The 24879-nt window shown below is 63.3% G+C and carries 22 protein-coding genes; 12 read left to right on the top strand and 10 right to left on the bottom strand.

The genetic code is table 11. The features are described 5' to 3' along the window. Positions 1–57: 57 nt before the first annotated feature. The 3 genes from ALC15_RS28380 to dctA all read right to left on the bottom strand — a co-directional run bounded on the left by ALC15_RS28380 (position 58) and on the right by dctA (position 3349). Positions 58–999, bottom strand: coding sequence for a tripartite tricarboxylate transporter substrate-binding protein (locus ALC15_RS28380; RefSeq protein ID WP_347336320.1), 942 nt, complete (start codon positions 997–999; stop codon positions 58–60). Between the two features lie 79 nt (positions 1000–1078). Next, positions 1079–2008 (bottom strand): LysR substrate-binding domain-containing protein, encoded by a 930-nt coding sequence (locus ALC15_RS28375; protein ID WP_094194161.1) that lies wholly within the window; start codon positions 2006–2008, stop codon positions 1079–1081. A gap of 24 nt (positions 2009–2032) precedes the next feature. Continuing rightward, positions 2033–3349, bottom strand: a complete 1317-nt coding sequence (gene dctA / locus ALC15_RS28370; protein ID WP_094194160.1) for a C4-dicarboxylate transporter DctA — start codon at positions 3347–3349, stop codon at positions 2033–2035. Between the two features lie 271 nt (positions 3350–3620). Here dctA and ALC15_RS28365 point away from each other — a divergent pair, with 271 nt between their 5' ends. The 4 genes from ALC15_RS28365 to ALC15_RS28350 all read left to right on the top strand — a co-directional run bounded on the left by ALC15_RS28365 (position 3621) and on the right by ALC15_RS28350 (position 7924). Next, positions 3621–4763, top strand: a complete 1143-nt coding sequence (locus ALC15_RS28365) for an FAD-dependent monooxygenase (protein ID WP_050630133.1) — start codon at positions 3621–3623, stop codon at positions 4761–4763. A gap of 24 nt (positions 4764–4787) precedes the next feature. Then, complete coding sequence (locus tag ALC15_RS28360) at positions 4788–5186, top strand: carboxymuconolactone decarboxylase family protein (RefSeq protein ID WP_200914702.1); 399 nt, start codon at positions 4788–4790, stop codon at positions 5184–5186. Then, positions 5176–6027, top strand: coding sequence for an alpha/beta fold hydrolase (locus tag ALC15_RS28355; protein WP_157860951.1), 852 nt, complete (start codon positions 5176–5178; stop codon positions 6025–6027). The genes ALC15_RS28360 and ALC15_RS28355 overlap by 11 nt, the downstream gene beginning before the upstream one ends. Before the next feature lie 220 nt (positions 6028–6247). Then, positions 6248–7924, top strand: a complete 1677-nt coding sequence (locus ALC15_RS28350) for an alkaline phosphatase family protein (protein WP_050630130.1) — start codon at positions 6248–6250, stop codon at positions 7922–7924. Positions 7925–8030: 106 nt separating this feature from the next. Here the strand turns inward: ALC15_RS28350 and ALC15_RS28345 are convergent, their stop codons facing one another. The 4 genes from ALC15_RS28345 to ALC15_RS44915 form a co-directional block, all read right to left on the bottom strand. Continuing rightward, positions 8031–8411: a TadE/TadG family type IV pilus assembly protein gene (locus ALC15_RS28345; RefSeq protein ID WP_200914701.1), complete on the bottom strand. Its 381-nt coding sequence runs from the start codon at positions 8409–8411 to the stop codon at positions 8031–8033. Further along, complete coding sequence (locus ALC15_RS28340) at positions 8408–8818, bottom strand: TadE/TadG family type IV pilus assembly protein (RefSeq protein ID WP_050630129.1); 411 nt, start codon at positions 8816–8818, stop codon at positions 8408–8410. Before ALC15_RS28340 ends, ALC15_RS28345 begins: the two co-directional genes overlap by 4 nt. A 101-nt stretch (positions 8819–8919) precedes the next feature. Then, complete coding sequence (locus ALC15_RS28335) at positions 8920–10182, bottom strand: TadE/TadG family type IV pilus assembly protein (protein ID WP_094194157.1); 1263 nt, start codon at positions 10180–10182, stop codon at positions 8920–8922. A 220-nt stretch (positions 10183–10402) separates the two neighbouring features. Beyond that, a complete protein-coding gene (locus ALC15_RS44915; protein ID WP_050630128.1) occupies positions 10403–12337 on the bottom strand; it encodes a fused MFS/spermidine synthase in 1935 nt (644 codons plus the stop codon). Positions 12338–12390: 53 nt separating this feature from the next. Between ALC15_RS44915 and ALC15_RS42255 the strand changes: the two genes are divergently transcribed. After that, positions 12391–12675, top strand: a complete 285-nt coding sequence (locus tag ALC15_RS42255) for a hypothetical protein (protein ID WP_050630127.1) — start codon at positions 12391–12393, stop codon at positions 12673–12675. Between the two features lie 261 nt (positions 12676–12936). Here the strand turns inward: ALC15_RS42255 and ALC15_RS28320 are convergent, their stop codons facing one another. The 3 genes from ALC15_RS28320 to ALC15_RS28310 form a co-directional block, all read right to left on the bottom strand. Beyond that, a complete protein-coding gene (locus ALC15_RS28320) occupies positions 12937–15654 on the bottom strand; it encodes a carboxypeptidase-like regulatory domain-containing protein (RefSeq protein ID WP_157860950.1) in 2718 nt (905 codons plus the stop codon). After that, a complete protein-coding gene (locus tag ALC15_RS28315) occupies positions 15651–17714 on the bottom strand; it encodes a hypothetical protein (protein ID WP_128089610.1) in 2064 nt (687 codons plus the stop codon). The genes ALC15_RS28320 and ALC15_RS28315 overlap by 4 nt, the downstream gene beginning before the upstream one ends. Before the next feature lie 174 nt (positions 17715–17888). Beyond that, complete coding sequence (locus ALC15_RS28310) at positions 17889–18329, bottom strand: hypothetical protein (RefSeq protein WP_128089609.1); 441 nt, start codon at positions 18327–18329, stop codon at positions 17889–17891. 318 nt (positions 18330–18647) lie between these two features. On the opposite strand from ALC15_RS28310, the gene ALC15_RS28305 reads away from it, so the two are divergent. The 7 genes from ALC15_RS28305 to ALC15_RS42245 all read left to right on the top strand — a co-directional run bounded on the left by ALC15_RS28305 (position 18648) and on the right by ALC15_RS42245 (position 24681). After that, a complete protein-coding gene (locus ALC15_RS28305) occupies positions 18648–19502 on the top strand; it encodes a class I SAM-dependent methyltransferase (RefSeq protein ID WP_157860949.1) in 855 nt (284 codons plus the stop codon). A 138-nt stretch (positions 19503–19640) separates the two neighbouring features. Then, a complete protein-coding gene (locus tag ALC15_RS28300) occupies positions 19641–20747 on the top strand; it encodes an MBOAT family O-acyltransferase (RefSeq protein ID WP_157860948.1) in 1107 nt (368 codons plus the stop codon). Positions 20748–20863: 116 nt separating this feature from the next. After that, a complete protein-coding gene (locus tag ALC15_RS28295) occupies positions 20864–21982 on the top strand; it encodes an SGNH/GDSL hydrolase family protein (protein ID WP_128089608.1) in 1119 nt (372 codons plus the stop codon). Positions 21983–22051: 69 nt separating this feature from the next. Beyond that, positions 22052–22345 (top strand): acyl carrier protein, encoded by a 294-nt coding sequence (locus ALC15_RS28290; protein WP_244486303.1) that lies wholly within the window; start codon positions 22052–22054, stop codon positions 22343–22345. A 14-nt stretch (positions 22346–22359) separates the two neighbouring features. Continuing rightward, on the top strand, positions 22360–22770 hold the full coding sequence (locus tag ALC15_RS28285) for a MaoC/PaaZ C-terminal domain-containing protein (RefSeq protein WP_050630120.1): 411 nt from the start codon (positions 22360–22362) through the stop codon (positions 22768–22770). A gap of 22 nt (positions 22771–22792) precedes the next feature. Continuing rightward, the gene (locus ALC15_RS42250; protein WP_050630119.1) at positions 22793–23902 is read left to right on the top strand and encodes an HAD-IIIC family phosphatase; all 1110 of its coding nucleotides are present in this window, start codon (positions 22793–22795) and stop codon (positions 23900–23902) included. 20 nt (positions 23903–23922) lie between these two features. Further along, positions 23923–24681 carry an HAD-IIIC family phosphatase gene (locus ALC15_RS42245; RefSeq protein ID WP_050630118.1) on the top strand — a complete coding sequence of 253 codons (759 nt, stop codon included), beginning with the start codon at positions 23923–23925 and terminating at the stop codon, positions 24679–24681. Positions 24682–24879 lie beyond the last annotated feature (198 nt).

Raw genomic sequence — 24879 nt, 5'->3', positions numbered from 1 at the left:
CAGGGGATACCGCTGATCCCGGTCCGCTTTCGAGCTTACGGAATGTCGTGGCGGAATCTATTCCGCCTTAATGTTGGCCGACTTGACGATCGGCCACCATTTCTCGATCTCGGCGGCCTGATGGTCGCGCAGCGCGGCGGGGGCCTGTTTGTCCGGCGGCGGGATCTCCTGCCCGAGTTCGGCGAAACGTTGCCTGACGGCGGGTTCGGCGAGCGCCGACATGACAGCCTTCGACAGCGTCGACACGATATCGGCGGGTGTGCCCTTCGGTGCCCAGATGCCGTGCCAATAGGCGATGTAGAGCCCCGGCAATCCGGCTTCATCGACCGTTGGAATATCGGGAGCCGATGCAAGCCGTGACGGCGCCGTCACCGCGAAGGCCTTCACGGTTCCGCTGCCCACTTGCGGCAGCGAGTTGGAGGCCTGATCGAACATGATGTCGATATGCCCGGCCATCAGATCGTTCAGCGCGGGACCGGCGCCGCGATAAGGCACGAAAGAGAAGTTCGTGTTCGTCAACTGCTGAAAGAACACGCCGGCGACATGCGCGCCCGATCCGGGACCTGCGGTGCCTGCCGTCGCCTTGTCGCCATTCGCCTTGAGCCAGGCGATCAGCTCCTTGAGATTCTTCGCGGGCAGATCCGGGCGGCCGATGATGAGCTGCGGCCCGCTCGCGATCAGCGCGACCGGCGCGAACTCGCGCACGTCATACTGCAGCTGATAGACCGCGCCATTGAGGCAATGCGTGCCCCAATGTCCGATCGTGATCGTTGATCCGTCTGGCGCCGCACGCGAGGCGCGCAGCCCCGCCACGGTGCCGGAAGCGCCGGTGATATTTTCGATGATGACGGGATGGCCGACCGCGTTGCGCATGTATTCGGCGAGGATCCGCGCCAGCACATCGGTCGGCCGCCGGCGGCGAACGGCACGATCATGGTGATCGGGCGCGCCATGGTTTCGCGCCCGCGCCGCGCAAAGCCAGCGGCAGCGTCGCGGCACCGAGCGCGAATTGCAGGAATGGCCGGCGAGACATGTTGGGCATGCGCGTTCCCCCTGATGCTGTCATAGAGCCGCCTGGCTAGAAGCTCCAGCCCTTCGACGCGCCCCAATCCATCATGAATTGCTCGGTCTCGCGCCCGGCGTCGGCGAGCCATGCGGTGAAGTCGGCGATCGCGCCGGCGCTTTCATTGTCGGCGAGATAGAACGAGCGGTACTCGCGCTTGCGCAATCCGAGATCGCCGAACGGCAGGCAGAGCTGGCCGGCCATCAATTCGTCGATCACCAGGAACAGCGGAAACAGCCCGATGCCGATGCGCTCGATCGTTGCCTGCAGCGCGAAGAACATCTGCTCGAACCGCAGCGTCTCCTGATCCGCGCTCATCTCGCCGCCGGCCTGCGCCAGCCAGCGCGGCCAATCATAGGGCTCGGTCAGATAGGTGATGAGGGTGTGATGCCGCAGGTCATCCGGGGTAGCGAGCCGCCCGCGCGTCAGCAGGTCGACATGGCAGACTGGCGCGATCAGCTCGGTCATGAAGTGCTGCGACATCCAGCCGACCGGCTCGCCGACATTGCCGCGGATCGCGACGTCGAACGAGCGGTCGTTGACGTTGAGCGGCCCGATCGAGGTCAACAGTCGCAGCTCGACATCGGCGCGCATGCGCTGAAACGAGGCGATGCGGCGGATCAGCCAGCGCATCGCAAAGGTCGGCGGTGCACTGACGCGCAGCACCGACGGCGAGCCGTACTGCTTCATGTCCATCGAGGCGAGCGCGAGGCGATCGAGAATCGCCGTGACCTCGCGATAATAGATCTGCCCGGCCGCGGTCAGCGTCAGTTGCGAAGGCGCGCGGCGAAACAGCTTGACGCCGAACCAGTCCTCCAGAAGCGCGACCTGGCGGCTGACGGCGCCATGGGTCACGAGCAGCTCTTCGGCGGCCTTGGTGAAACTGACATGCCGTGCGGCCGCCTCGAATGTTCGCACCGCGTTGAGCGGTGGCAACTTTCTCATGATCCTGTCGCCTCTCCGGAAGGCTCAGGAGGATAGCGTCGCGGCGTCCGGATTGTCGAGGGCGCGGACGAATTGGGCGCGGTCGAGGTCACCTTCCCAGCGCGCCACCACCACGGTCGCGACCGCGGTTCCGATGAAGTTGGTCAGCGCACGCGCCTCCGACATGAAGCGGTCGATGCCGAGCAGCAGCGCGATGCTTGCCACCGGCACATGGCCGATCGAGCCCAGCGTCGCAGCGAGCACGATGAAGCCGCTGCCCGGCACGGCAGCCGCGCCCTTCGACGTCAGCAGGCACACCACGACGAGACCGATCTGCTGCACGAGCGACATCGGCGTGTCGGTGGCCTGGGCGAGGAATACGGCAGCCATGGTCAGATAGATGCAGGTGCCGTCGAGATTGAAGGTGTAGCCGGTCGGGATCACGAGGCCGACGGTCGATTCGGCGCAGCCGGCGGCCTTCATCTTGTCGATGAAGCGCGGCATCACCGATTCCGAACCCGACAGCCCGAGCACCAGCAGCAGCTCTTCGCGGAGATAACGGATCAGCTTGAAGATGCTGAAACCCGCAAGACGCGAGACGATGCCGAGCCCGAGGACCACGAACAGCACGCAGGTGAGATAGAATACCAGCATGAAGTGCGACAGCGCGACGATCGAGCCGACGCCATATTTGCCGATGGTGAAGGCCATGGCGCCGAATGCGCCAATCGGCGCGATCCGCATGATCATGCCGATCAGGATGAACAGGATCTTCGACAGCTTCTCGATCGCCACCAGCACCGGCTTGCCGTTCTCGCCATAGCGTTGCAGGGCGATGCCGAACAGCACCGCAAAAAACAGCACCTGCAGCGTGTCGCCGCTGGTGAACGCACCACCGATCGTCGACGGGATCACGTTGATCAGGAAGCCGACCACGGTCTGCTCGTGCGATTGCGTGACGTAGGAAGCGACAAGCCGGGAATCCAGCGATTCCGGCGAGACGTGCATGCCGGCGCCGGGCCGTGCCAGATTGATCACGATCAGGCCGAGGATCAGCGCCGCCGTGGTGGCCACCTCGAAATAGATCAGGGTCTTGACGCCAATCCGTCCGGCCTTGCGCATGTCGCCGAGGCTCGCAATGCCGTGCACCACGGTGAGGAAGACGATCGGCGCGATCGCCATCTTGATCATCTTGATCAGCGCGTCGCCGAGCGGCTTCAGCGCCGCGCCAGCATCCGGCCAGAGATAGCCGACCAGCACGCCGAGCGCGATGCCGATCAGCACCTGGACATAGAGACGCGTATGCCAGGGGGCTGCTGCGACGTCGAGACGGGCAGCACCGTCATTGGTGATCGTGGACATGGGCGGCGATCCTCGGAAGTCTTGATGTTGGCCGCGCAGCAGGCAGCGTCGGCAGACGCGCCGTTGCAGCAGCGGCGCGACGTTGGCGGGCGATGGCGCGAAGCGCAAACGAGTTAAGCTCAGGCAGCGTGACCTCAGCTCACAGGCCGGTGCCGGCCGCGTGAGCCCACCTCACGCTCCGTCAGCATTACTCGTTTGCGGGCGCCTCCCCTTTGGCCGACAAGGACGGGGAAGCCGGTCCGTCAACCGGCGCTAGCTGTGAGGAACGACAATGAGCAGACTTTCGGTGGCGGTGATCGGCGCCGGCATGGGCGGACTGGCCTCGGCCGCGGCGCTGAGCCGCGCAGGCATCGATGTCACGGTGTACGAACAGGCCCAGCGCTTCACCCGGCTCGGCGCCGGCATCCAGATCGGCTGCAACGCCATGAAGGTGATGCGGGCGTGGGACCTCGAGCCGATGCTGCGCCGCGAGGCGTTCTATCCGCGCTCCTGGAACAACAAGGAATACGACACCGGCGAGGTGCGCTTCGACATGGTGTTCGGGCCGTCCGCCGAGGAGCGCTATGGCACGCCCTATCTGCTCGGACATCGCGGCGACCTGCATGCGGCACTCGCCAGCGCCGTGCCCGGCAACCTCATCCGCCTCGATCACAAGCTGACCGCAATCGAACATCGCGCCGACAGCGCGGTGGCGCTGACCTTCGCCAACGGCCATGCCACAATCGTGGATGCCGTGGTCGCCGCCGACGGCGTGCATTCCTTTGTCAAGGAGCGGCTGTTCGGCCGCGATGAGCCAAACTTCACCGGTCGCATCGCCTACCGCACCGTGTTCCCGGCATCGCTGCTCAACGGCTATCCGATCGACGACTGCACCAAATGGTGGGGGCCGGATCGCCACATCGTCATCTATTACGTCAAGCCCGATCGCAGCGAGGTCTACTTCGTCACCAGCCAGCCGGAGCCCGGCTTCACCGTGGAATCCTGGTCGGCGACCGGCGACGTCAACGAACTGCGCAAGGCGTTCGAGGGCTTCCATCCCCAGGTCCGCAAGGTGCTGGAGGCTTGCCCGTCGGTGCACAAATGGGCGCTGGTCGATCGCGACCCGCTGCCGCGCTGGAGCGAGGGCAATATCACGCTGCTCGGCGACGCCTGCCATCCGATGACGCCTTACATGGCGCAGGGCGCGGCAATGGCGATCGAGGACGCGGCGGTGCTGTCGCGCTGCCTCAGTGGCGTCGAACGCGACGGCGTCACCGAGGCCTTCCGCCGCTTCGAGGCGACCCGCAAGCCCAGAACCTCGCGCGTGCAGGCGAGTTCGCGCACCAACACCTGGCTCAAGAACCCGACCGATCCGGACTGGGTCTACGGCTACGACGCCTGGACCACGCCGCTTGCCGAGCCGGCACTGGCGTAACCGCAAGTCGAAATGGAGACAATGATGACCGACGCAAACCCCCGCGGCGAGAAGTTCGAACGCGGCCTGCAGACCCGCCGCACCGTGCTTGGCGACGCCTATGTCGAGCGCTCGCTGAAGTCGGCCGACGATTTCAACTGGCCGATCCAGAAGCTCGCCACCGAATATTGCTGGGATGAGATCTGGAATCGCCCCGACCTCGACAAGCGCAGCCGCAGCCTGCTCAACCTCGGCATGATCGCCGCGCTCAACCGGCCGCACGAGCTGAAGGTGCATATCCGCGGCGCGCTCAACAACGGGCTGAGCAAGACCGAGCTGCGCGAGGTGTTCCTGCAGATCGCGGTCTATTGCGGCATGCCCGCCGGGCTCGACAGCTTCCGCATCGCCAAGGACGTGTTCGCGGAGATGGGCCTTGTCGACTGAGGTGGCCCCGATCGTAACCGCCGCATGGCAGGACTTTGTCCGGCACGATGTGCAGGGGCCGCACGGACGGCTTAGCGTCCGTGTCGGCGGAGCGGAGCACGGCGCGCCGGCGCTGCTGTGCCATTCGATCCTGACCAGCAGCGCGATCTGGCACCGCCAGGCCCTCGCGCTTGCCGCTCGCGGCCATCGTGTGCTCGCGCTCGACAGCCGGGGTCACGGACAATCCGAGGCGCCGCGCGGGCCCTATGCCATGGATGATCTGGTCGCGGATGCGATCGCCGTGCTTGATCATTTCAGCATCGCGCGGGCGCACGTGATCGGCGTCTCGCAGGGCGGCATGACGGCGTTCGGCCTCGGCGTGCGCCATCCGGGCCGTCTCCTCAGCCTGTGCGTGATCGCAGCAAGGGCCGATGCGCCGCCGCCGTTCGCCGTCGCATGGGACGACCGCATCGCGCTGGTGCAGGCGCGGGGCATTGCGCCGCTGGCGGCGCCGACTGCGGAGCGCTGGTTCGGAGGCGCCTTTCTCGATGCGCATCCGGCGATCGCCACCGCACTGCTCGACTGCATCAACGAGACCAATCCGGAAGGTTTCGTCGGCTGTGCCCGCGCCATCCAGTCGCTCGCCTATCTCGATGGCGTGAGGACGCTGCAGGTGCCGCTGACGATGATCGTAGGCGCAAACGACCAGTTGCTGGTGCAGCCGATGACGGATCTCGCGGCGTTGCTCGATTGCCGGCTGGCCATCATTGCCGGCGCCGGCCACCTGCCCCAAGTGGACCATCCCGACGAGGTCGACGCCACGATCGAGCGGCATTTGCGCGAAGCCGCTCGGTCCGGGTGACCTCGTCCGCCGGCTCCCGGTAAAAATATCGAAAACAACCCCATGCAAAGGAGCCGGCAGCCGCCGCGATCAAATTCCGCGAACATTGGATAGTGGTCGGCCCCGGCCACGGTCATCGAACTCGCACGAAAGCGTCATCCCACCGTCAACTGGCCGCGACAAGTTGTCGCGGCCAGCGCAGGCGAATCCAATCCTACCGGAAACAGAGAGGGGCGAACTCATGAGTGGTTTTCGTGACTATTTCTCGTCGACTGCCGCGATCGCGGCGGCCATGCTCGCTTGCGGCGTCGCTGTCGCGCATGCCGATGATGACGACGGGCATTCGCAGCGACACGGCTACAAGCATGTCCTGCTGATCAGCGTCGACGGCATGCACGCCGTCGACTTGAAGCGTTGGGTCGAAAGCCGTCCCGGCGGCAACTTCGCTCAACTCACCGGCAAGGGCGTCGTCTATCCGAACGCCTACACCACCGCTCCGTCCGACAGCTATCCGGGCATGCTCGCGCAGGTCACCGGCGCCACGCCGAAGGGCGGCGGCCTGTTCTATGACGACAGCTATGATCGCACCGAGTATCCGGCCAAGGCCTTCTACACCAGCCAGGGCCTCAACGACCCCGGCTGCGTGAGCCCGGCAGGAACCGAGCTGACCAACTTCGAGGCGCTCGACAAGACCTTTGATTATTCCAGCGGACTGGTCGCCGACTACACCGCCGGCGGCACGCTCGGTCAGGTCTATACGCAGCTCGATCCCGACCACATGCAGCGCAGGCTGGTGAATGGCCAGTGCGTCCCGGCCTTTCCGCACGACTACGTGCGCACCAACACGATCTTCGAGGTCATCAAGCAGGCCGGAAGGCGCACGGCGTGGTCCGACAAGCATCCGGCCTATGAGGACCTCGCCGGCCCGTCGGGCAAGGGCCTCGACGAGCTCTTCACGCCGGAGATCAATTCGCAGGACACGATCGACATAGGCGCCCAGCCCGGCGACGACTACACCACCAGCTACACTGGCGTTCGTTCATACGATTCGCTGAAGGTGAAGGCGGTACTGAACTGGATCGACGGCTACGACGGCACGCGAACGCAGCGTCAGCCGGTCCCGGCGATCTTCGGCATGAACTTCCAGGCGGTCAGCGTCGGCCAGAAGCTCGCCAAGGCCGGCCACGCGGACAGCGACAAGTCGCTGGTCGGCGGATACGCCGACGCCAACGCGACGCCGGGCAATGCGCTCACGCTGCAGTTCCAATTCGTGGACGACGCACTCGGTAAGTTCGTCAACGAGCTCAAGGCGCAAAACCTCTACGATTCGACGCTGATCATCGTCAGCGCCAAGCATGGCCAGTCGCCGATCAACCTCGCGGATCGCGTGGCGATCTCGGATGCCCTGTACAGCAAGGCGCCCGGTTTCGGCGCCAACGGCTTCGAGATCTGCGATGACGAGGCGCTGGTCTGGTTGTCGCCGGAGCTGCAACAGGCGACCAACCCGGCGACCGGCAATCCCTATTATGCCGACGCCAAGGCCTATATTCTGGCTCACGCCGCCGATCTGCATATCCAGAAGCTGCTCGACCGCGACGAGTTGACCAAGCTCTACGAAGATCCGTTCCACAACAGCCGGGTGCCGGACTTCATCGCCATCACCGACCATGGCGTCATCTGCACGGGCGGCAGCAAGCTCGCCGAGCATGGCGGCTTCTCCAAGGACGATCGCAATGTCCTGCTGCTGGTCTCCTCGTCTCGCATCAAGCATGCGAGGACGAACGAGGAGACTACCTTCACCACCCAGATCGCTCCGACGATCCTGCGTGCGCTCGACCTCGACCCGCGCAGCCTCCAGGCGGTTCGCGAAGAGGGCGTCGAGGCCCTCAAGCTGAATGAAGACGCAGAGCGGTTCTGACCGCCGCGCACCCAAGGCCTGCCCCGGCCCATCGTGACCGGGCTGGCCGGACGGCCTCGGCCACCATATCGGCGCCCCACGGGGCGCCGATTTTTTGGATCCTGCTCTAGGCAGGAAAGCAGGCTGCCGCCGTCAGCGTGAACGGAGCCAGATTGAGGATCTGGGGAAACTGGAATTGATAATTTGCGCTCACCTGGCTGCCGCACGCCGCGGCGCTGTAGCTGAACGTCGACGACGGCAAGCTCAGTCCAAACGCCTGCTGGGTTGCGTAAGCGGCGATTGCGCTCGGGTTGTCGGTCGGACAAAGCGCGGGGTTGACGCTGGCGCATCGCGCCGTGACCGCCACAGCGTGCTGCATTCCCACCTGCGTCCACATCAATAGCCCGAACTCGATCACACCGAACAGGAACGCGAAGAAGAGCGGCGCGATCAGGCCGAATTCCAGTGCCGACGCGCCGCTCCGGTCACGCCAGAATGCGCGTTTCACTGCAACCTCGCCGTCGACTGCGTGCTGATCACATAGCTGTTCGGAACGATCTGATAGTTGATGATGGTCGAGTAGCTGCCTTGCGCAGAGACGATGGTGTATGTACCCGCCGTTCCGCCTCCGGGACACGTTCCGCCGCAGGTCATGCTGCTGACGCCCGAGTTGGTCGCGCAGCCGCAGAATTTGATCGGAACAGGCGAGGCGCTGATCACACTGGAGTTCGTCGCAGCCGCCACGGCCGTCGAGATCGCATTGGCGTCGAACCCATGCGCGATGGCATATTCGAGGCCCGCCTGCGACGAGCCCTCCACCTGCATCTTGCGGTAGATCGCAAGGCCGATATCGGTCACCGAAACCACCATCAGCGAGAGCAGCGGAACCAGCACGCCGAATTCGATCGCCGCCACGCCGCGTGAGTCATGTGCGAACCTGCGACGGAGAAATAAGCCACGCCGTTGAGAACAGCGCTCACCACCTGCCCTGCCCGTTTTCATCGTATCGCTCCAGCTTACTCGACAAGCTGCGCCGTCGCCGTACCGATGGCATTACCGCCCATCGCAGCGCAATTGACCTGGACATTGGAATTTCCGACGATCGAGATCGTATCTGCGATGATTTGCGTACAATTCGCGCTTGTGCCGTTGCCGCCACTGAAGCTCAGCGCCGCCTTCGGCAGGTAGATCGCGCCCTGCAGATTTTGCGTGCCGCCGCCCGTCAGGTTGAAGCTGCTTCCGACCGGCATCCTGCGGTCGCCATAGATTGCGATTCCCGCGGTCGTTCCGCTCGTCGGCGCCGTGAGGCTGACATTGGCGTTGCTCCCGATCGTCGCCGAGCCCCAGTTGCCGCTCGAGCCGGTAAACACCAGGGTGACGCCCGTTCCCGTGATCGTGGCGTTGCCGGCCACCGACAGGTTGGCGCCGTTGAAATAGAAGACCCCAGGATTGAACGTCAGCGTCGCGCCCGCGGCGACGGAGATGTCGCCGCAATAGCTGCCCGGGCTGAGAGTCGTCGTTCCCTTCACATTGAACTTGTTCGAGTAGTCACACCATGTCGGCATCGTGGGCGTGACGTTGGCATAGGGATCGGCGATCGCCCTGATGCCGGTCCGAATGCCGTTGGTCGCCGTGATGCTGCTGGTGCCGGAAACTCCGCCGACCACGCCAACCATGGCCGCAGATATCGTTGCCGTCCCGCTGACATTGAGCGCCGAGCTGCCGTTGGAATCGTCATAGAGGTTGCAGTTGATCAGGTTGAGCTGGGTGTTGCCCTTCACGGTCGCCGCAGGATTGGCGGTCGGATCGAGCGCCAGCACGCAGCCCGTTCCGACATTACCGAGTGCAACGGCGCGGGCCGTGACCGGTACCGCCCCGGAGCCGAACAACGCCGACAACAGCCGCGCTTGCGGCTGGCTGATGATCACCTCGACCGCCTGCGGGCTGGAGGCGAAGCTGCCCGAGGTCGGCGGCTGGTTCACAGTGACGGTGACGTTGCCGATCCCGTTCGCATAGCCGTAGAATGTCGTGACGGCGTTGGCCTCGGTGACGAGATTGGTGCCGGCGGTGGCTGCACTGACGGCCGCCGAGTCGGCCGCGCTCATCATGTTCTTGTGCTTGTAGAACCACCACGCGACCTCGGTGCCGAGCCCTGCGGTCCCGACCAGGACTGGCATCAGCAAGGCGATGATGATCGCGTAACTGCCGGATCGGTCGCGCGCAAAGCGCTTCAGGAGACCGTCCTGGCGAACTCGGCACTCATCCGGTGCCGGCCTCATTTGCGAGGATATTCCAACTTCCGCCTTCCAAATGATGAAGGCCGTCATGTTGTCCTCACGCCGCTTGTAGCAAGCTCCTCCGATTCCTACGGCATGACAGTTTAATGTCAGTTCTGCGCGATCGACGAAAATCGGGCGTGGCGCTTAACACTCCTTTAGCCAATCCGGAGGTGCCGCAGCGCGAACGACGGTGAAAGATCGCCGCGCCGTCCATGCGCGCTCAGGAGCCGAACTTCGTCCGCAGCATGGGGCCAAGGAGATTCGAGTAATCGTCCGTCCAGAGTGCGCTGGTCGGATCCGGCGACATGGCGGTCCAGTGCCGCGCCGCCTCGCCGGTATCCTCGGGCGCGCGCGCCAGCATCACCACCCGTGACGCCGTCCTGAGCGTGGTCATGACGTCGCCGGCGGGATGCCCTTCCTTGAACAGCGCGGTCAACCCCTCGGAGCGCGCGACATTAGCCAGGATCGGCGCCAGATCGAGATGACGGTTGGAGAAATGCACGAGAATACTGCCGTGCGGCGTCAGCTTCGACAGATAGCCGGCAATCGCTTCACGCGTGAGCAGGTGGACGGGAATGCCGTCGGACGAAAAGGCGTCCAGCACGATCAGGTCGTAGCGATCGGGTGAAGCCTGCAACGTCAGCCGCGCATCGCCGAGCACGAGCCTCGCCTTCGGCGCGCAGCGCGAGAGGAACGTGAACAAGGAGGGATTGCTCGCGATCCTGATCACCTCGGGATCGATCTCGAAAAAGGTCCAGCTCTCTCCACCGCGAAGATAGCAGGCGAGCGAGCCGGTCCCGAGACCGACCACCGCAACCCGTTCGAAGCTGTCCTTGCGGAGCTCGCCGGCGCCGCGCGCCGCCGCGATCCCGTCGGCCAGCGGGCTGCCCGGGTAGTAATAGCTCTGGGGCTCGGGCGCTCCTTCGACCGGCGTACCGTCCGCGTTGCGCAGCCGCTCGGCGCCATGCATCGTGTTGCCGTGGAACAGCAGCCGCGCGCTGCCGTCCGCGAGGTCGACCACCGTATGCACCCCGAAGAAGCTGCGTGCGGTCTCGATCGGGGCGAGGCCCGGACGCCAGAACGTCGTCAGCATCAGGCCCGTGATTGCCAGTCCAGCGAATGCCACCGGCCGCTGCCGCAGAAACAGCATGCAGGCCGTCAGCACGACCAGCAGGGCGCTGAACGGCAGCTCGAGGGCGGCCGGCAGCCGCAACTGAGTCACGTACCAGACCATGGCAAGCGCGATCGCTACCGCCAGCCATGGCGAGGCCTTCACCAGCGCCCGGCGCGCGCCGCCGGCGAACATGCCCGGCAGTGCCAGCAATGCGAGCGCGATCAGGATCGGATATTCGTAGTTGCCGGAAAAGATCTGCGGCGCAAGCAATCCCGCGAAGGCGCCACCCAGCACGCCGCCGAACGAGGTGCACAGGAAGAACTCCGTCAGCCGCTCCGGGTGCGGGCGCCTGGCATAGAGCTCGCCGTGGCAAAGCAGCGCCAGCAGCGCGAACACGACGAGGTGGAGCACGATCGTCGTGAGCCAGAACACCTTGGCGCCGACCAGACTGATCGCAAGCGGAGCCACGGCGAACGGCACGAGCCGTACCACGGTTGCGTGGCTGATCCACGGCCGATCGCGGAACACGACGACGAAGGTGAACAGATAGAGCGCGAGCGGAATGACCCACAGGAACGGCGCGGCCGCGACATCCGTCGTCAGATGCGCGGTGACCGCGATGACCAGCCCGGATGGAACGGCCGCAAGCGCGATCCAGCGCAGCCGGTCGGCCGCATTGACGTTCGATGTCGGCGGCGTCGGCGCCGCAATCGCAACGCCATTGCCGCGTCCGAGCACGAAGGCGACCGCCGTGACGAGGAGCGTGAGGACCGCGAATCCGACCGACCAGGCGCTCGCCTGCGTTTTCAACGTCAGCAACGGTTCGACGACGGTGGGATAGGCAAACAGGGCCGCGAACGAGCCGAGATTCGACGCGGCATAGAGCACGTAGGGATTGCTGGCCTCGCGATGGCCGCTCGCGGCGAACCAGCTCTGCAGCAAGGGCGCGCTGGCCGACAACGTGAAGAACGGCAGGCCGATCGACGCAGCGAACAGCCCGAACAGCCACAGCGCCGTTCCATCCGCCGGCGGGGCCCCCAATTCGGCGCGATCGCGATCGGCAAGGTCATCGCCGTGACGGCGAGCAGGAGCAGATGGACCAGCCCCGCGCGCTGCGGCCCAAACAACCGGCCGAGCAGATGGGCATAAGCATAGCCGGCCAGCAGCACGGCCTGGAAGAACACCATCGCCACCGACCAGACCGAAGGCGCGCCACCGAGCCTCGGCAGCACCATCTTTGCGAACATCGGTTGAATCAGGAACAGCAGCAGCGCGGACACCAGCAGTGTCGCCATACTGAGGAATGGCAGTACGCGCGTATCATCGACGGAACGCGCCGCCGCGGGCAGCGTTTGATCTGGCGAGTTCTCGACGACTGACATCCGCTGCTTCCCGCAATCCCGCCTTGCAGGGTAGCTTCGCCGCGCCTAAGCAAGCGTTAAGCGACGTTCAGGAGCGGTATCAAGCCATTGACAGTGTTCGCGCTCCGCCGGCACGCGCAGGCGCCCGTCGGCACACGGGCACGCCGCGTACGGTGTGGCGCCGACGGCCGCGGGAGACGACAGGAGACCGAACGGCCGCGCGGCGGGTCATTCATTGGGCGGCGGGCGATCTCGCAACCACCGAACCGATATTGGCCGCTACCGCTCTTGCGCCACAAGGCCCGGTGCCGCTTCGCAAGCCTGTTCGGCAAGGCCGACGGCGCCGGATGCAGGCCGCGCCAACTGCAGGCTTTGCCCGAGCTCGATGTCGAGCTCGGCCTCGTCCTTGCCGATCTCGATGCGACGCCCCTGGCTCGGAAAGCACTGCCGTGAACCCAGCTGAGCGCGGATGCTCACAATCTGCCCGTTCGGCTGTCCGGGGAAGAAGTAATACCCATCCTGATCGGTCGCGGTAGAGACGATGTGGCCGGATCCCGTCGCCGCGCGAACTTGCGCGCCCGGCACCGGCATCGAGCCGTCCAGGGTGACACGGCCGGCGATCAGCTTGGTGCCATCAGCAGCCTGCCCGTTCCCGGAGGGCCGCAAAGCCTTGAAGTTCTGTACATCGAGCGTCGTGCCCGCAGGCGCGTTCGTCAGCGATACCCTCACCTCTTTGACCTTCCCGACCGGGAGGGGAGGACGACGCCAGTCGTCGCTCTCGTCGATGAACTTTGGCCAGATCAACTGCGCCACATCGAGCGTATGCGATACCCATGTATCGAGCTTTTTCAGCCGCGGGACGGACCATGCGCTGGACGACACATGTTCGCCCGCAGGCTGGTCTTCCCGAATGGAAACCGTACCGCCATCCTCCATCAACAATTCGATCTTGAGGCGGGACCCAAGGCAGCTCTCAGCATCGTTGCCGGAGCAGCGTTTGCGAACAGCGAGTTGCAGGTGGCTCGTGTTCCAGAGCTCGAGCCGCCAGGGCTTGATGACGACGGATGCGTCGCCGGACGTCTCGGTTCCCAGGCTGATGTAGGGATCGCTCGCCGATGCGTCGGTGAATTGTCCCGATATGGCTTCGATGCTTGCGCGATCCTTCAGGGCGACCTGGCCGATGATCGGGGTCGGCGCGTGGTCGTCGACCAATGTGATCGACGTCTTGCCGGTTTCATCGGGCGGGTTGCGGGTGAATGATTGCGTTTCTTTCCCGCCGATCTTCACGGAGGCATGTTCGGGATCCGGAACGTACACCGTGAGCCCGTGAAGGTCTCGCGTCCCGGCGCGCATATCGGGCCAGGTCGTTTGCGTGACCGGATCAGTCCAGGGCGTGATCGAGATCGCGGACCCGTCAACGGCAATATGCGAAGCGATTCCGGAATGCATCACCTGGTATCGAACCCAGGTATTCGCCGGCGGCGACCAGATGCGTCGGTCGACACCGATCGAGCCGTCGAAGTCATAGACGTAGTTTGCGAACCGTCGCATCCATTTCGCGACGGCCGGCGTCACCGGCTGCTCGAGCGAGGATCGAAAAACCGCAGTTCCTTCCTCGGAGCCGAAATGGGTGTAGATCAGGCCCTTCACCTTCTTGCCGCGGTTGATCGACTGCAGGTGAGAGGCGATCAGCATCGCGAGCGCGTTGCCCTGGGACAGGTTGCAGCTCGGTCCGCAATAGAGTTCTTTCCGTTCCGCCTCGGGTATATCTGCGAGCAAAACGCGCGCCGATGCATCAAACTTGTCTTGGCTACTGGTGTCCAGCGGCGGGGGCGATGCGCGAGGCAGTTCATAGAGCTGCTGGTAGGTCGATGAGAGCGGCAACAGGCCGTGCTGAACTTCAGGTCCGTCAGGCGCGGCGAATATGTCCTTCGCGTCGGCAGCAAAATAGGACCAGACCGCGAGCACACCAAGCTTCCTCAAAAGATCGGAATGGTAGGCATGGCTCTGCTTCTGGTCTGCAAGCGCCTCATGCGTATCGACGAGCGCGGGGTTGTCGAACGCGACAAACTTCGCAAACTTTCCCGGAACGCCGAAATCCTGAATGAGCGTGTTGCCGCCGTGGGACGTCAGGATTGCCGGACGAATGTTCCAGGCTGCCAGCCAGGGAATTTCGGATAGCACCGTTTGCCGACTGAAATGATCACGTTCCACTCTTGTCAGCGAAGCGGAACACCCAGCCGCGCAGGAAGGTGCGATGAACTCGATCCTGTCGATTGACATCGCATCTACAGGACGCGCAACCCCGTTCGATCGTCGCGGGACAATCACCTCGACGATCCAGCCGAGCGATCCCACTTCAAACTGAATGTCCTGCCCGCGAGCGATGTCTCCGGGACCAAAAATGGTCAATCCACCTTTGCTGTCGTGCAACATAATTGAAAGATCGGCAGGTGGGGCCGCCGAGAAGTAAAATCTCACATTGCGGCTTGGCTGAGGAGGCAGGCCGATAGAAGACGCTGCCATGTCCAGACGCGATCGTGCCGCGGACAACTCAAGCGGTGGCTGGATCTCGGTCCGGAGGGCCAACGGACCATCCTCGTGCCAGCTATGGAAATGATCGATGTTTCCGCGGTGCCACTCCCGCAAGAGCAGGGCAAAAGTGGGTTCGGAGCCAATGCCCGAAGGAGACCGATTGAATTGTCCCGGTCCAACAAAAAAGGACGAGGACCCCTCGCTACCTTGCGGCCAAAGCGAATCCGATATCGTGAGGCCGAGTTCTTCATTGAAAAAACGATGAATGGCCGCGCCGTGCCAGGGGCGAAGCGCGTCGGTGTCCGCAGCAAAACTGACGATATGCGAAAACGGATACGGCAGCAGGCGAACCGGAGCATCCGGTTTGCCTGCATCAGCAAGCGCCGACGCCGAGCCAAGCGCACAGCATCCGACCGCGACAATCACGCGCAGAGCAAGGAGATAGGCGCCAGCCTTTTTCATCTCGGCGTATCGGACAGGATCTTGGCCAATGGCGCCGTCAGCTCCTGCGCGAGCCATTGATGTCCAAGCTTCGAGTAATGTCCGTCGAACTGAAACGTCAGCAGTCGCGGCACCTGGCCATATCGCTCGGAGAAGTTGGGGTTCACGCAGGTGTACCCATTCTTGGCGCAGTACTCGGTCACGTTCCTGACGAAGCCCTTTGCGCCCGCGGCAACCTTGGTGCCGTCGGCCAGGGTCAGCGTGGACTCACAATTGTTCCGGCACTGCGCCTGGTCCACTCCGGTATGGAATATGAAATTCTGACCGGGGTGGTGCTTCTCGATATAGGAGACAATTTCGGTCCAGTACTGGAATGCTTCCTTGCCGGGTTGCGGCATGACGTCGAAGGGCACCCTGAGCGTCTCGCCGAACGGGATTCCTTTGACGTATTCCGGGAACGTCGGCTTGGCCATGAAGACGGAAAACACCGGCGAAGCCGTCCTGAAGGTCAAGGCGCCGCTGGCGTCGTGGAGAAAATTCGGAATGGCACTGTTCTCCGGATCGAATCCCAATCCGTCGTGCAGCATCGTCGGACTGACCTGAGAGACCAGTCCCGCAAGCATCGATACCAAAGTGGCCTGAACGCCGAACTTCGAGGTATAATCTCGAATTCTCGGATAGTTCGTGCCGATGTCGCCATTGTCGGTCGCAGCGGAGATCACCTCGACACAGCGATGCAGGGCGACGCCGAGACTTTCCTCGAGAAGAATATTGACCTTCTCGAAGGGACGGACTTGCAGGGCAACCATGTCGCTGCCGCCCGTACTGGCAAGACGGACACAGTTGTCGGGATTGTCGAAAAAGCGGTCCCGATCGACGTATCCCATATTGTTCACGAATGTGGTCGAGTCGTACTCCTGCACCGTGCCGGCGCCTGGCCAGTATTGCCGGCTATGCGGCTCGTAGAACGCGGCATAGGGAGACGGCTTGCGGGCGCCATTGAACTTTGCGCGGGCTGAATCAGGAGCATGGCCGTCCTCGTTGACGTAGATCGGACGCACGTCGATGACGAGATCGTCGCGATCATAGAAAGGGACGAACCATCGGCCGAGCGTTGCGGAATGCTCGAACTCTTCGCGTCGCAGGCGAAGGGATACCGGCTTGGTCGGATCGACTGCAGTGAAGGCGAAGCTGCCGTCGGTCGCCAGCACAGTTTTCTTCGTGGCGCCCGATTCCTCCAGCAATTCGACCGACGTGTTCGGGGCAATGTCGCCCCCGACGACCTTGCCCGCCAAGGCGACACCCGTGCTGGTCGCCGGCGGCGCCGGCCGAACCAGCGCAAGCGCCTGGAAGCGCATCGTCGTCCCAGCCGCACCATCGACCTTCACGAACCATTGCGAGATCGCCTTGGTCCGGCCGCTTCTCAGGTTGAGCAGGAGGCTGGGAGGCAACGGGACGGTCACCTGATTACCGGCCAGCTTGATATCTCCGACCACCTGCGCGTTGTTGGCGCGCGTAACGATGTCATCGGGAAGGATCGGCGGAAGCAGACCTGCCGGCTCCGCGCTCTTGGCGGCCAGGTCCAATGTCCAGGCCAGGGACTGTCCGTCGTCGAGGACAAACCCGACGGTCATCTTGCCCGTCGTCGGAGGCGCCGCGAACTTGATCTGGAGATGGGTCGCGTCCTTTGCCGGCGTGAAGTCGGGGGACCAGATCAGCCATGCCTGTCCATGGGTGATCTCGAAATCCGCCTCGCTGACGCTGATCGGGCCGGAGCGCCGTTCGCGAAAATTGCCGCCGTAAATCTCGAAAAGCCCGTTCTTGCGATAGGGCCCCACGGCATCAAGCATCGCAAAGACCGGCGCGCCTTGCCCGCGATAATCACTCGCAACCGGGGCATGGTCGACGAGCGTGCCTCCGGCGCCGGCCAGCAACGACTCGAGCGTCGCGACGCGCCCGGACAGTTGCTGGAGCTCGATCTGCGCCCTCTTGTCGAGAGACGATTGCGCTGGAGCAGGCTGGGGTGGAGGTGGAGGTGGAGGCGGAATTTCCGGCTTCGGCGGGGCGCGTTCAGCCAACATGCGATCAATTCGCTGATTGATGTATCTGCGCGTCTTCTCGACCGTTGCCGCTATGCCGCCGCAAATCGCGACGACCAAGATGATCCCAGCAACCGTCCTTCTAAGCTTCGAACTCGTCATGTTGAGCAGGCGATATCCCGGGGAAAGACCCGAAGGCCTATGGGCCAATAAGGACTATGGGCTAAAGGAGAGCTTGTCTTCGGTCAGCACGACCTCGTCACCCTTTTTCTCGAAGGCGATGGTGCCATACCGCTTCATGCCGTCGAATTTGGCGCGGTTGTATTCGTCCATGCTCTCGACTGAAATCAAATAGACGACAACTTTTGGGCTCGAGCTGAATTCAGGTTGCGCGAGATAATCCTTGGCGTAGCGGGCGGCCGTCGCTCTGATCAGATCGGAAGCCTCGGCGCCGGATTTTCGCAAATCGTCGAGGTTCGGCTTCAAGTCCAACACAAGAATGAGATAGGTGTCCTTGGCCGCGGCTACCCGATGGTCCTTCTCTACTACAAGTGGCGCGGCGGCCGCGAAGGCGGAGGAAATTCCTGCCAGCGACAATGTCCCTATCATGACGGCCTGGCGCAGCAGACCAAATGCGCTCGGGAGGCGGCTTTTCATGTTCCTGGCCCTTGACCTCGCGGCTATCTGGCTGAGCTTTTTGGCTCCGTCAAGTTATCAATTGGCCGACGGCTCCGCTGGCCTCGCCGGATGCCCCCGCCCTGTTGCCGGGAAGAATTATCGCTGTTCAAGGCCTTGCACGGCCAAGCCCGGCTGTGTCAGAAGGGCGATATTTTCAACCAAAGGATGGTCAGGGTGACGGGTTCCACGAACATCGTGCGGCGGTCGAAAATTGCAGAGATCGACATTGCCGCGTACCCCTACCTGTCAGCGTTGGTTGCGCGACAGATCGCCGCGTGGCCCCAGCACGAGCCCACCTTGGCGACCAGCCTCGGCAACAGGTCGCTCGAGGTGATGCGCGACACCGAGGCGTCGTCGGAGCTCGTCACCAAGATCGCGCTCCATCACTTCGGGACCATCGACAAGATTTGCCACGACTACCGGTATTTCTGCGAGAACATGATCCTGGAAGCCGAATTGTTCTTCCGGCGCCATGGGCGCTACGAGCGCTCCAAGTTCAGCGAGGCGGTTCGCGACGTCTACTCGAAGCCCGACGTCATGGAAAAATACATGAACGGGCTGCTGCTGTCGGGCGTGTTCTGGCACAACCACGCCTGCGCGCTGACCTTCTATCGAAGCCAGTATCTGCCGATGCTTCCGGAAGGATATCGCCATCTCGAAGTAGGGCCCGGCCACGGCGCGCTGCTCTATCTGACGGCGACGGATCCCCGATCCGGCTCGATCGTCGGCTGGGACGTCAGCGAAGGCGCCATCGCGGCCACGCGGCGCACCCTGGAAGTGATCGGCGTCAGCGATGAAGTCGAGCTGGTCCGCCAGGACATGTTCGACGCCCCCGATCAGCGCGACAGCTTCGACAGCATCGTCGTGAGTGAGCTGCTGGAGCATCTCGAGGACCCGCTCAAGGCGCTGCGATCCCTGATCCGCTATCTGAAGCCCGGCGGACGGATCCTCGTGAACATGCCCGCCAACAGTCCCGCTCCCGATCACCTCTACCTCATCGACAAGCCGTCGGAGATGACCGACCTGATGAAGTCGGCGGGTTTCGAGATCGAGAAGAACGAGCTGTTCCCGATGACGGGGTACGGCCTCGAGCGGTGCCTGAAGGACCGCCTGACGATCAATTGCGTGGCTGTTGGACGTCGGCCCGACTAGGGACTCGCTGCGTCGAGAAGGGATGCGATGCTTTTCCAATCAGCAGCCGCCGTCGTCGGCGGGCCTTCCCTGAACAGCTTCGAGTTTCTGTACATATCGGCAGCGGCCGTCATCATATGCTGCGCCGTCAACCTTCAGATGGCGCGCAACGTCGCCCTGCTGCTGCTGAGCTTCGCGTTCTTCATCAGCTTCGGATTCGATCCGGCGTCGATCATCGTCCTGGCCGGCTTCCTTGCCGTTTCATACGGGATCGGACTGTACCGCAAGCAACGCGGTGCGCGCTTTACTATGGAAGCGCAACTGCTCGTCGTCGCGCTGCTCTGGATCTTCCTGTTTCTCGCGCGAGACCCCCGGCTGCTGGGAGCGGCCAACCCGTTCCACTACATGCCGGTCCACATCATCGGCATTTCCTACATGGTATTCCGCTGCGTCAGTTACCTGATGGAGGTGGAATTCATCGAACGGCCGAGCTTCCTTCGATTTTGTACCTACGTGCTGTTTTTCCCGGCATTGCTGGCCGGCCCGATCGAGCGTTACCGGAGCTTCGAGCAGCAGCTGGCGTCCCCGGTCTTCGATTCCAAGACGGTCATCCCTGCGCTTCACCGCATCGCCAACGGGATGATCAAGAAGTTCGTCCTGGCCGACAACCTGTCGGCGTTCGGCATCTTCTCGTTCGACAACGCGACGCAGATGTCGGGGCCGATGTTGTGGGTAGGTGCGCTGGCCCAGCTCGGCCTGATCTATCTCGATTTCAGCGGCTATTGCGACATCGTGATCGGCACGGCCTCGCTGATGGGCTTCAGGCTGATCGAGAACTTCAATCGGCCATTCGATTCGACGACGATCCAGGAATTCTGGAATCGGTGGCATATCTCGCTCAGCACGCTGGTCAGGGACTACGTCTTCACGCCGCTCAACTTCATCGTCATCAAGAAGGCGCCGCGCCGCATCCAGTTTGCGCTGATATCGGCGGTGTACTTCGCCTCGATGATCCTGATCGCGCTTTGGCACGGGGTGACGTGGGGCTTCCTGGCGTTCGGCACTGTTCACGGCGGCGCGTTGGTCGCAAGCCAGGTTTTCCGCAAATATGTCGGCGTCAAGAAGGGGCCGGCCATCACCGGGCCCTCGATCTATCTCCGTCGCTTTCTCGTCTACGCGTTCGTGTCGACCACACTGATCCTTTGGCTCAAGTCCTACTCGGAGTGGGGCGCGATCTACGGCAAAATGCTGGGGCTATACCGATGACATTGGGGCGCGACGATATTCTCAAGATTGTCTGGCTGGCGGCGAAGATCGCCATCATCGTGCTGCTGTCGAACACCGGCCAGGCGCTGTTCGTTTACCAGAACTTCTGAACGCTGATGGTCGAGGCTGAAAAAACCAGGGGATTCCGGGGGCGCGACGTTCTCTCGCGTCTGGCTGTGACGATTGCGGTGCTGGTCGCGGTGCTGGCGTGTGTGGACATTGCCTTGCGCATCGTCGCGCCGGCCAGCGGCATCTTTCGGGCAACGATCGACGTCCAGTCACCGGCCGCGCTCTACACCAAGCTGGAAGAATTTCGGAAGTTTGACGGATTGAAGGTCGCCGTTCTGGGCGACTCCCTGATCTTCGGTCGCGCGATGCGGGACAAGGGCGATACCGCCTGGCAGTCGCATACCCTGTCGAACCAGTTGCAGAACTGGCTGGCCGAAAAGCACCCCGGTCAAAAGGCATATGTCGCCAATTTCGGCATGAACGGGACTCTTCCGACCGATCTTGAGAACCTTGTGCGCATCGTTCTGCCCACAAAGCCCGACGTCATCGTGTTCGATCTGAGCCTGCGCTCCTTCTCGCGCGACTTCGACCGGGAAGGCGAAAGCAAAACCCGCGCATGGCTCGACACCCTGTCCGTGGATGCCAACGGCACCTATTCCACCGGCAAGGAAGCAGGCGGGATCGCAAGATGGAGCCACGACGCACTGGTCAACTGGTGGTTTCTCTACCGGTCGCGCGACTTTCTCCAGGCCCTGTGGTTCGACGGCAGTCCCTTCAACTTCCTGGTCGGCCTGCGCGATGCCGCAGACAAATGGCTGAAAGGCTCGTCTGAGGCCAAGGGCGACGACCTTGACGACATTGTCCTGCTGATGCGGGCGCGATCACGGTACGAGAAGATCGACCTCGCCCCGGACAACCCGCAACGACAGGCCCTGGAGCGGACGCTGCGGCGCGTGTCGGAGGCAAAACAGCCCACGCTGATCTTTTACGCGACCGAGAATCCGAAGGTATTGCCGGACCTGCTTCCGCAGCAGAAATTTGCCGAGCTGCAGGCTCAGCTCGTGCAGATCATCTCGCCGCGGCCTCCGGACAGAGTTTACGTTGGACCGCTCACGTCCCTCCCGGCATCCGAATTCCTCGATCACGTCCATCTCGACAAGGCCGGCTACGGCCAGCTGAGCGCGGAACTTGGCCCGCGCCTGGACGCCATGATCGGGAGACGCTGAGGGAGCCTTGTGAATGCCGGTGCCATCTGATAGTCCTCGCGCCGAAAACGTGAATTTTACGGCACTTGCTTGGCCATTTCGGCGCTGCCGGCTTACCCAAATCGTGGGATGATTGTGATGACTGACGAGGAAATCTATTCCCGCCTCACGCCGATTTTCCGGGACGTCTTCGACGACGACACGCTGACGCCCCATCCGGAAATGACCGCGGCGGAAGTACCCGCGTGGGACAGCCTCAGCAACATCCGGCTCGTCGTCGCTGTCGAGGTGGAGTTCAAGATCCAGTTCTCGACTGGCGAGGTTGCCGCCCTGAAGAACGTCGGCGAGTTCGTCAACGTCATCCGTCAAAGGGCTTCGCGTTGAGCGAACAGCCACGAGTGCTGGTCTGGAGCGAGCTCAAGGAGGGCATGACCGTCTCGCTTCCGTTCCGGATCGGCCAAAGTGAGATGGATACCTTCCGCAAGCTGTCGGGCGACTCGAGCCGCATTCATATCGATGCCGAATTCGCGCGGAGCCGCGGATTCTCCGGCCCCGTCGTCTACGGCGCGCTCACCGTCGCCAGGCTTTCGCATCTGGTCGGAATGCACTTGCCGGGTGACCTCGGGCTGGCGACGAGCTGGCGGATCGACTTCAATCAGCCGCTCTATATCGACGAGGAAGCGACGTTCAACGGCGAGCTCACTCACGTGTCGCAATCCACCCATACCGTCAGCCTGAAGTTTCGGGTGTATGCGGGTGAGAAGCTGATCGCCAGCGGTACCGCCGGATCCAAACTTCTAGACGAATGACACCATCCTGGGTCAAGACGCCATGACGTTTCAGCTTCAAGAACTGCCCTGGTTAGAAGCGCCGCCCGCGGATTTCAAATCGCTCTGCAACGCGCTCGATGCCTCCGATGCACCTGATGGCGCCGAGATCGTCGGGCTTGCCACCAAGGCGCTCAATACGGATCAGCTCACGCGCCTTTCGAAGACCATCGAACGCGCGCGAACCAAGACGAAGGCGCTGTCGCCGCTTCGCGGGTTTCACCTGGGATTGCTCGGCAACGGCACGACCTGCCTGTTCGCCCCTGCGCTTGCTGCCGGCGCTGCGCGCCATGGCGTGCTGCTCCGCGTCACCCAGGCGGACTACGATCAGGTCGCGCAGGAAGCGCTCGATGCCTCCTCGACGATCAACGCGTCCAAGCCAGATGCCGTTCTGCTCGCGCTCGATTTCCACGGACTGCCCTTCAACGGCGGCGGCAGTCCGTCGGGCCAGTCCGCACTCGACTACGTCGGCATGATCCGTGAAGGTCTCGAGCGCGGCGCCGGGGTGCCGGTGATTTTTCAGACCGTTGCCTGCCCGCCACAGCCGCTGTTCGGAAGCATGGACGCGCAAGTGTCGATGTCGCTGCGCCGCCAGATTCAGGATTTCAACGACGGGCTTCGCGAGCTCGCCGCGAAGCGCGGCGACTACATCCTCGACGTCGCCGCCCTGGCGGAATCGATCGGTACCCAGAACTGGCACAATCCGGTCCAGTGGAATCTCTACAAGCTGCCATTCGCGCAGACGATGGTGCCGATCTACGTTGAATATGTCGGACGCCTGCTCGGCGCGATCCGCGGCAACGCCCGCAAATGCCTCGTGCTTGATCTCGATAACACGCTCTGGGGCGGCACGATCGGCGACGACGGGCTGGAAGGGATCGTCCTCGGACAGGGCGATGGGGTCGGAGAAGCCTTCACCGAGATTCAGCGGACGGCGCTTCAGCTGCGCGATCGCGGCGTCATCCTGGCGGTATCGTCGAAGAACACCGATGAAGTCGCCCGACAGCCCTTCCGCGAACATCCCGAGATGACGCTGAAGCTGGACCACATTGCGGTCTTCCAGGCCAACTGGAGCGACAAGGCGTCCAACATCGAGCGATCGCCAAGACGCTGAACATCGGGCTGGATTCCCTCGTGCTGCTCGATGACAACCCCGCCGAGCGAAGCCAGGTGCGCAAGGCGCTGCCGATGGTGGCCGTGCCCGAGCTGCCCGCCGACCCTTCGCTCTACGCGCGCACGCTGTTGAACGCGGGCTATTTCGAAGCCGTCACGTTCTCCGAAGAGGACCGTCAGCGCGGCGAGCAATATCAGGCCAATGCGCAACGCGCGGAGCTGTCGGCGAAGTCCCGCGACATGGATGAATTCCTGACGTCGCTCGGCATGACCATCGAATTCCACGCGTTCGATGCCGTCAATCTGGGACGGGTGGCGCAGCTCATCAACAAGACCAATCAGTTCAACCTGACGACGCGGCGCTACACGCAATCCGAAGTCGAGACCTTGTCTCGCTCGCCGGATTGCCTGACTTTCCAGATCAGGCTGCGCGACCGCTTCGGCGACAACGGGGTGATCGGCGTCGTCATTGCGCGAAAGAAGGACGCGACCTTCGACATCGACACCTGGTTGATGAGCTGCCGGGTTCTCGGCAGACGGGTCGAGGAAGCTATCATCGCCGAACTCGTCCGCCATTGCCGTTTGAACGGCGTCGACACGCTGGAGGGAAGCTACCTCCCCACCGCCAAGAACGGGATGGTGCGCGACCTGTACAAGAAGCTCGGATTTGCGTCGGCCGGCGGCACGGACGAGCAGCACATCTGGAAGCTGGATATCTCCGAATACAACGTACCCGCACTGCCGTTCGAGGTTATTCGCGACAGCGCCGCGAGTGCGTGAGAAGGGCCGCAAGGCCCGGAACGGCACACCCGCCGGCGCGATCCCGCGCAGGCGGGCGGCAGCGGGCTTTGCCGACTAGAGCCGGCCGGCACCGAACCGCCATCTCAACTCATGGTTTGACGTTGCTCGCGAGGGCCGGATTTGAGAACGCGGCCGGCGAGCCACGAAGCTGCGCCTCGCATTGTCGGAGCGGTCGGC

Origin of the sequence: Bradyrhizobium viridifuturi, assembly GCF_001238275.1 — a bacterium.
Taxonomy (GTDB): domain Bacteria; phylum Pseudomonadota; class Alphaproteobacteria; order Rhizobiales; family Xanthobacteraceae; genus Bradyrhizobium; species Bradyrhizobium viridifuturi.
The sequence above is the reverse complement of the archived record's forward strand: the minus strand, read 5'-3'. Positions and strand labels throughout refer to the sequence as shown.

Coding starts and splice junctions, on each gene's coding strand:
- ALC15_RS28375 (WP_094194161.1), bottom strand. CDS start 2,008: ATGAGAAAGTTGCCACCGCTCAACGCGGTGCGAACATTCGAGGCGGCC.
- dctA (WP_094194160.1), bottom strand. CDS start 3,349: ATGTCCACGATCACCAATGACGGTGCTGCCCGTCTCGACGTCGCAGCA.
- ALC15_RS28365 (WP_050630133.1), top strand. CDS start 3,621: ATGAGCAGACTTTCGGTGGCGGTGATCGGCGCCGGCATGGGCGGACTG.
- ALC15_RS28360 (WP_200914702.1), top strand. CDS start 4,788: ATGACCGACGCAAACCCCCGCGGCGAGAAGTTCGAACGCGGCCTGCAG.
- ALC15_RS28350 (WP_050630130.1), top strand. CDS start 6,248: ATGAGTGGTTTTCGTGACTATTTCTCGTCGACTGCCGCGATCGCGGCG.
- ALC15_RS28335 (WP_094194157.1), bottom strand. CDS start 10,182: ATGAGGCCGGCACCGGATGAGTGCCGAGTTCGCCAGGACGGTCTCCTG.
- ALC15_RS42255 (WP_050630127.1), top strand. CDS start 12,391: ATGGACCAGCCCCGCGCGCTGCGGCCCAAACAACCGGCCGAGCAGATG.
- ALC15_RS28320 (WP_157860950.1), bottom strand. CDS start 15,654: ATGAAAAAGGCTGGCGCCTATCTCCTTGCTCTGCGCGTGATTGTCGCG.
- ALC15_RS28315 (WP_128089610.1), bottom strand. CDS start 17,714: ATGTTGGCTGAACGCGCCCCGCCGAAGCCGGAAATTCCGCCTCCACCT.
- ALC15_RS28310 (WP_128089609.1), bottom strand. CDS start 18,329: ATGAAAAGCCGCCTCCCGAGCGCATTTGGTCTGCTGCGCCAGGCCGTC.
- ALC15_RS28300 (WP_157860948.1), top strand. CDS start 19,641: ATGGCGCGCAACGTCGCCCTGCTGCTGCTGAGCTTCGCGTTCTTCATC.
- ALC15_RS28295 (WP_128089608.1), top strand. CDS start 20,864: ATGGTCGAGGCTGAAAAAACCAGGGGATTCCGGGGGCGCGACGTTCTC.
- ALC15_RS42250 (WP_050630119.1), top strand. CDS start 22,793: ATGACGTTTCAGCTTCAAGAACTGCCCTGGTTAGAAGCGCCGCCCGCG.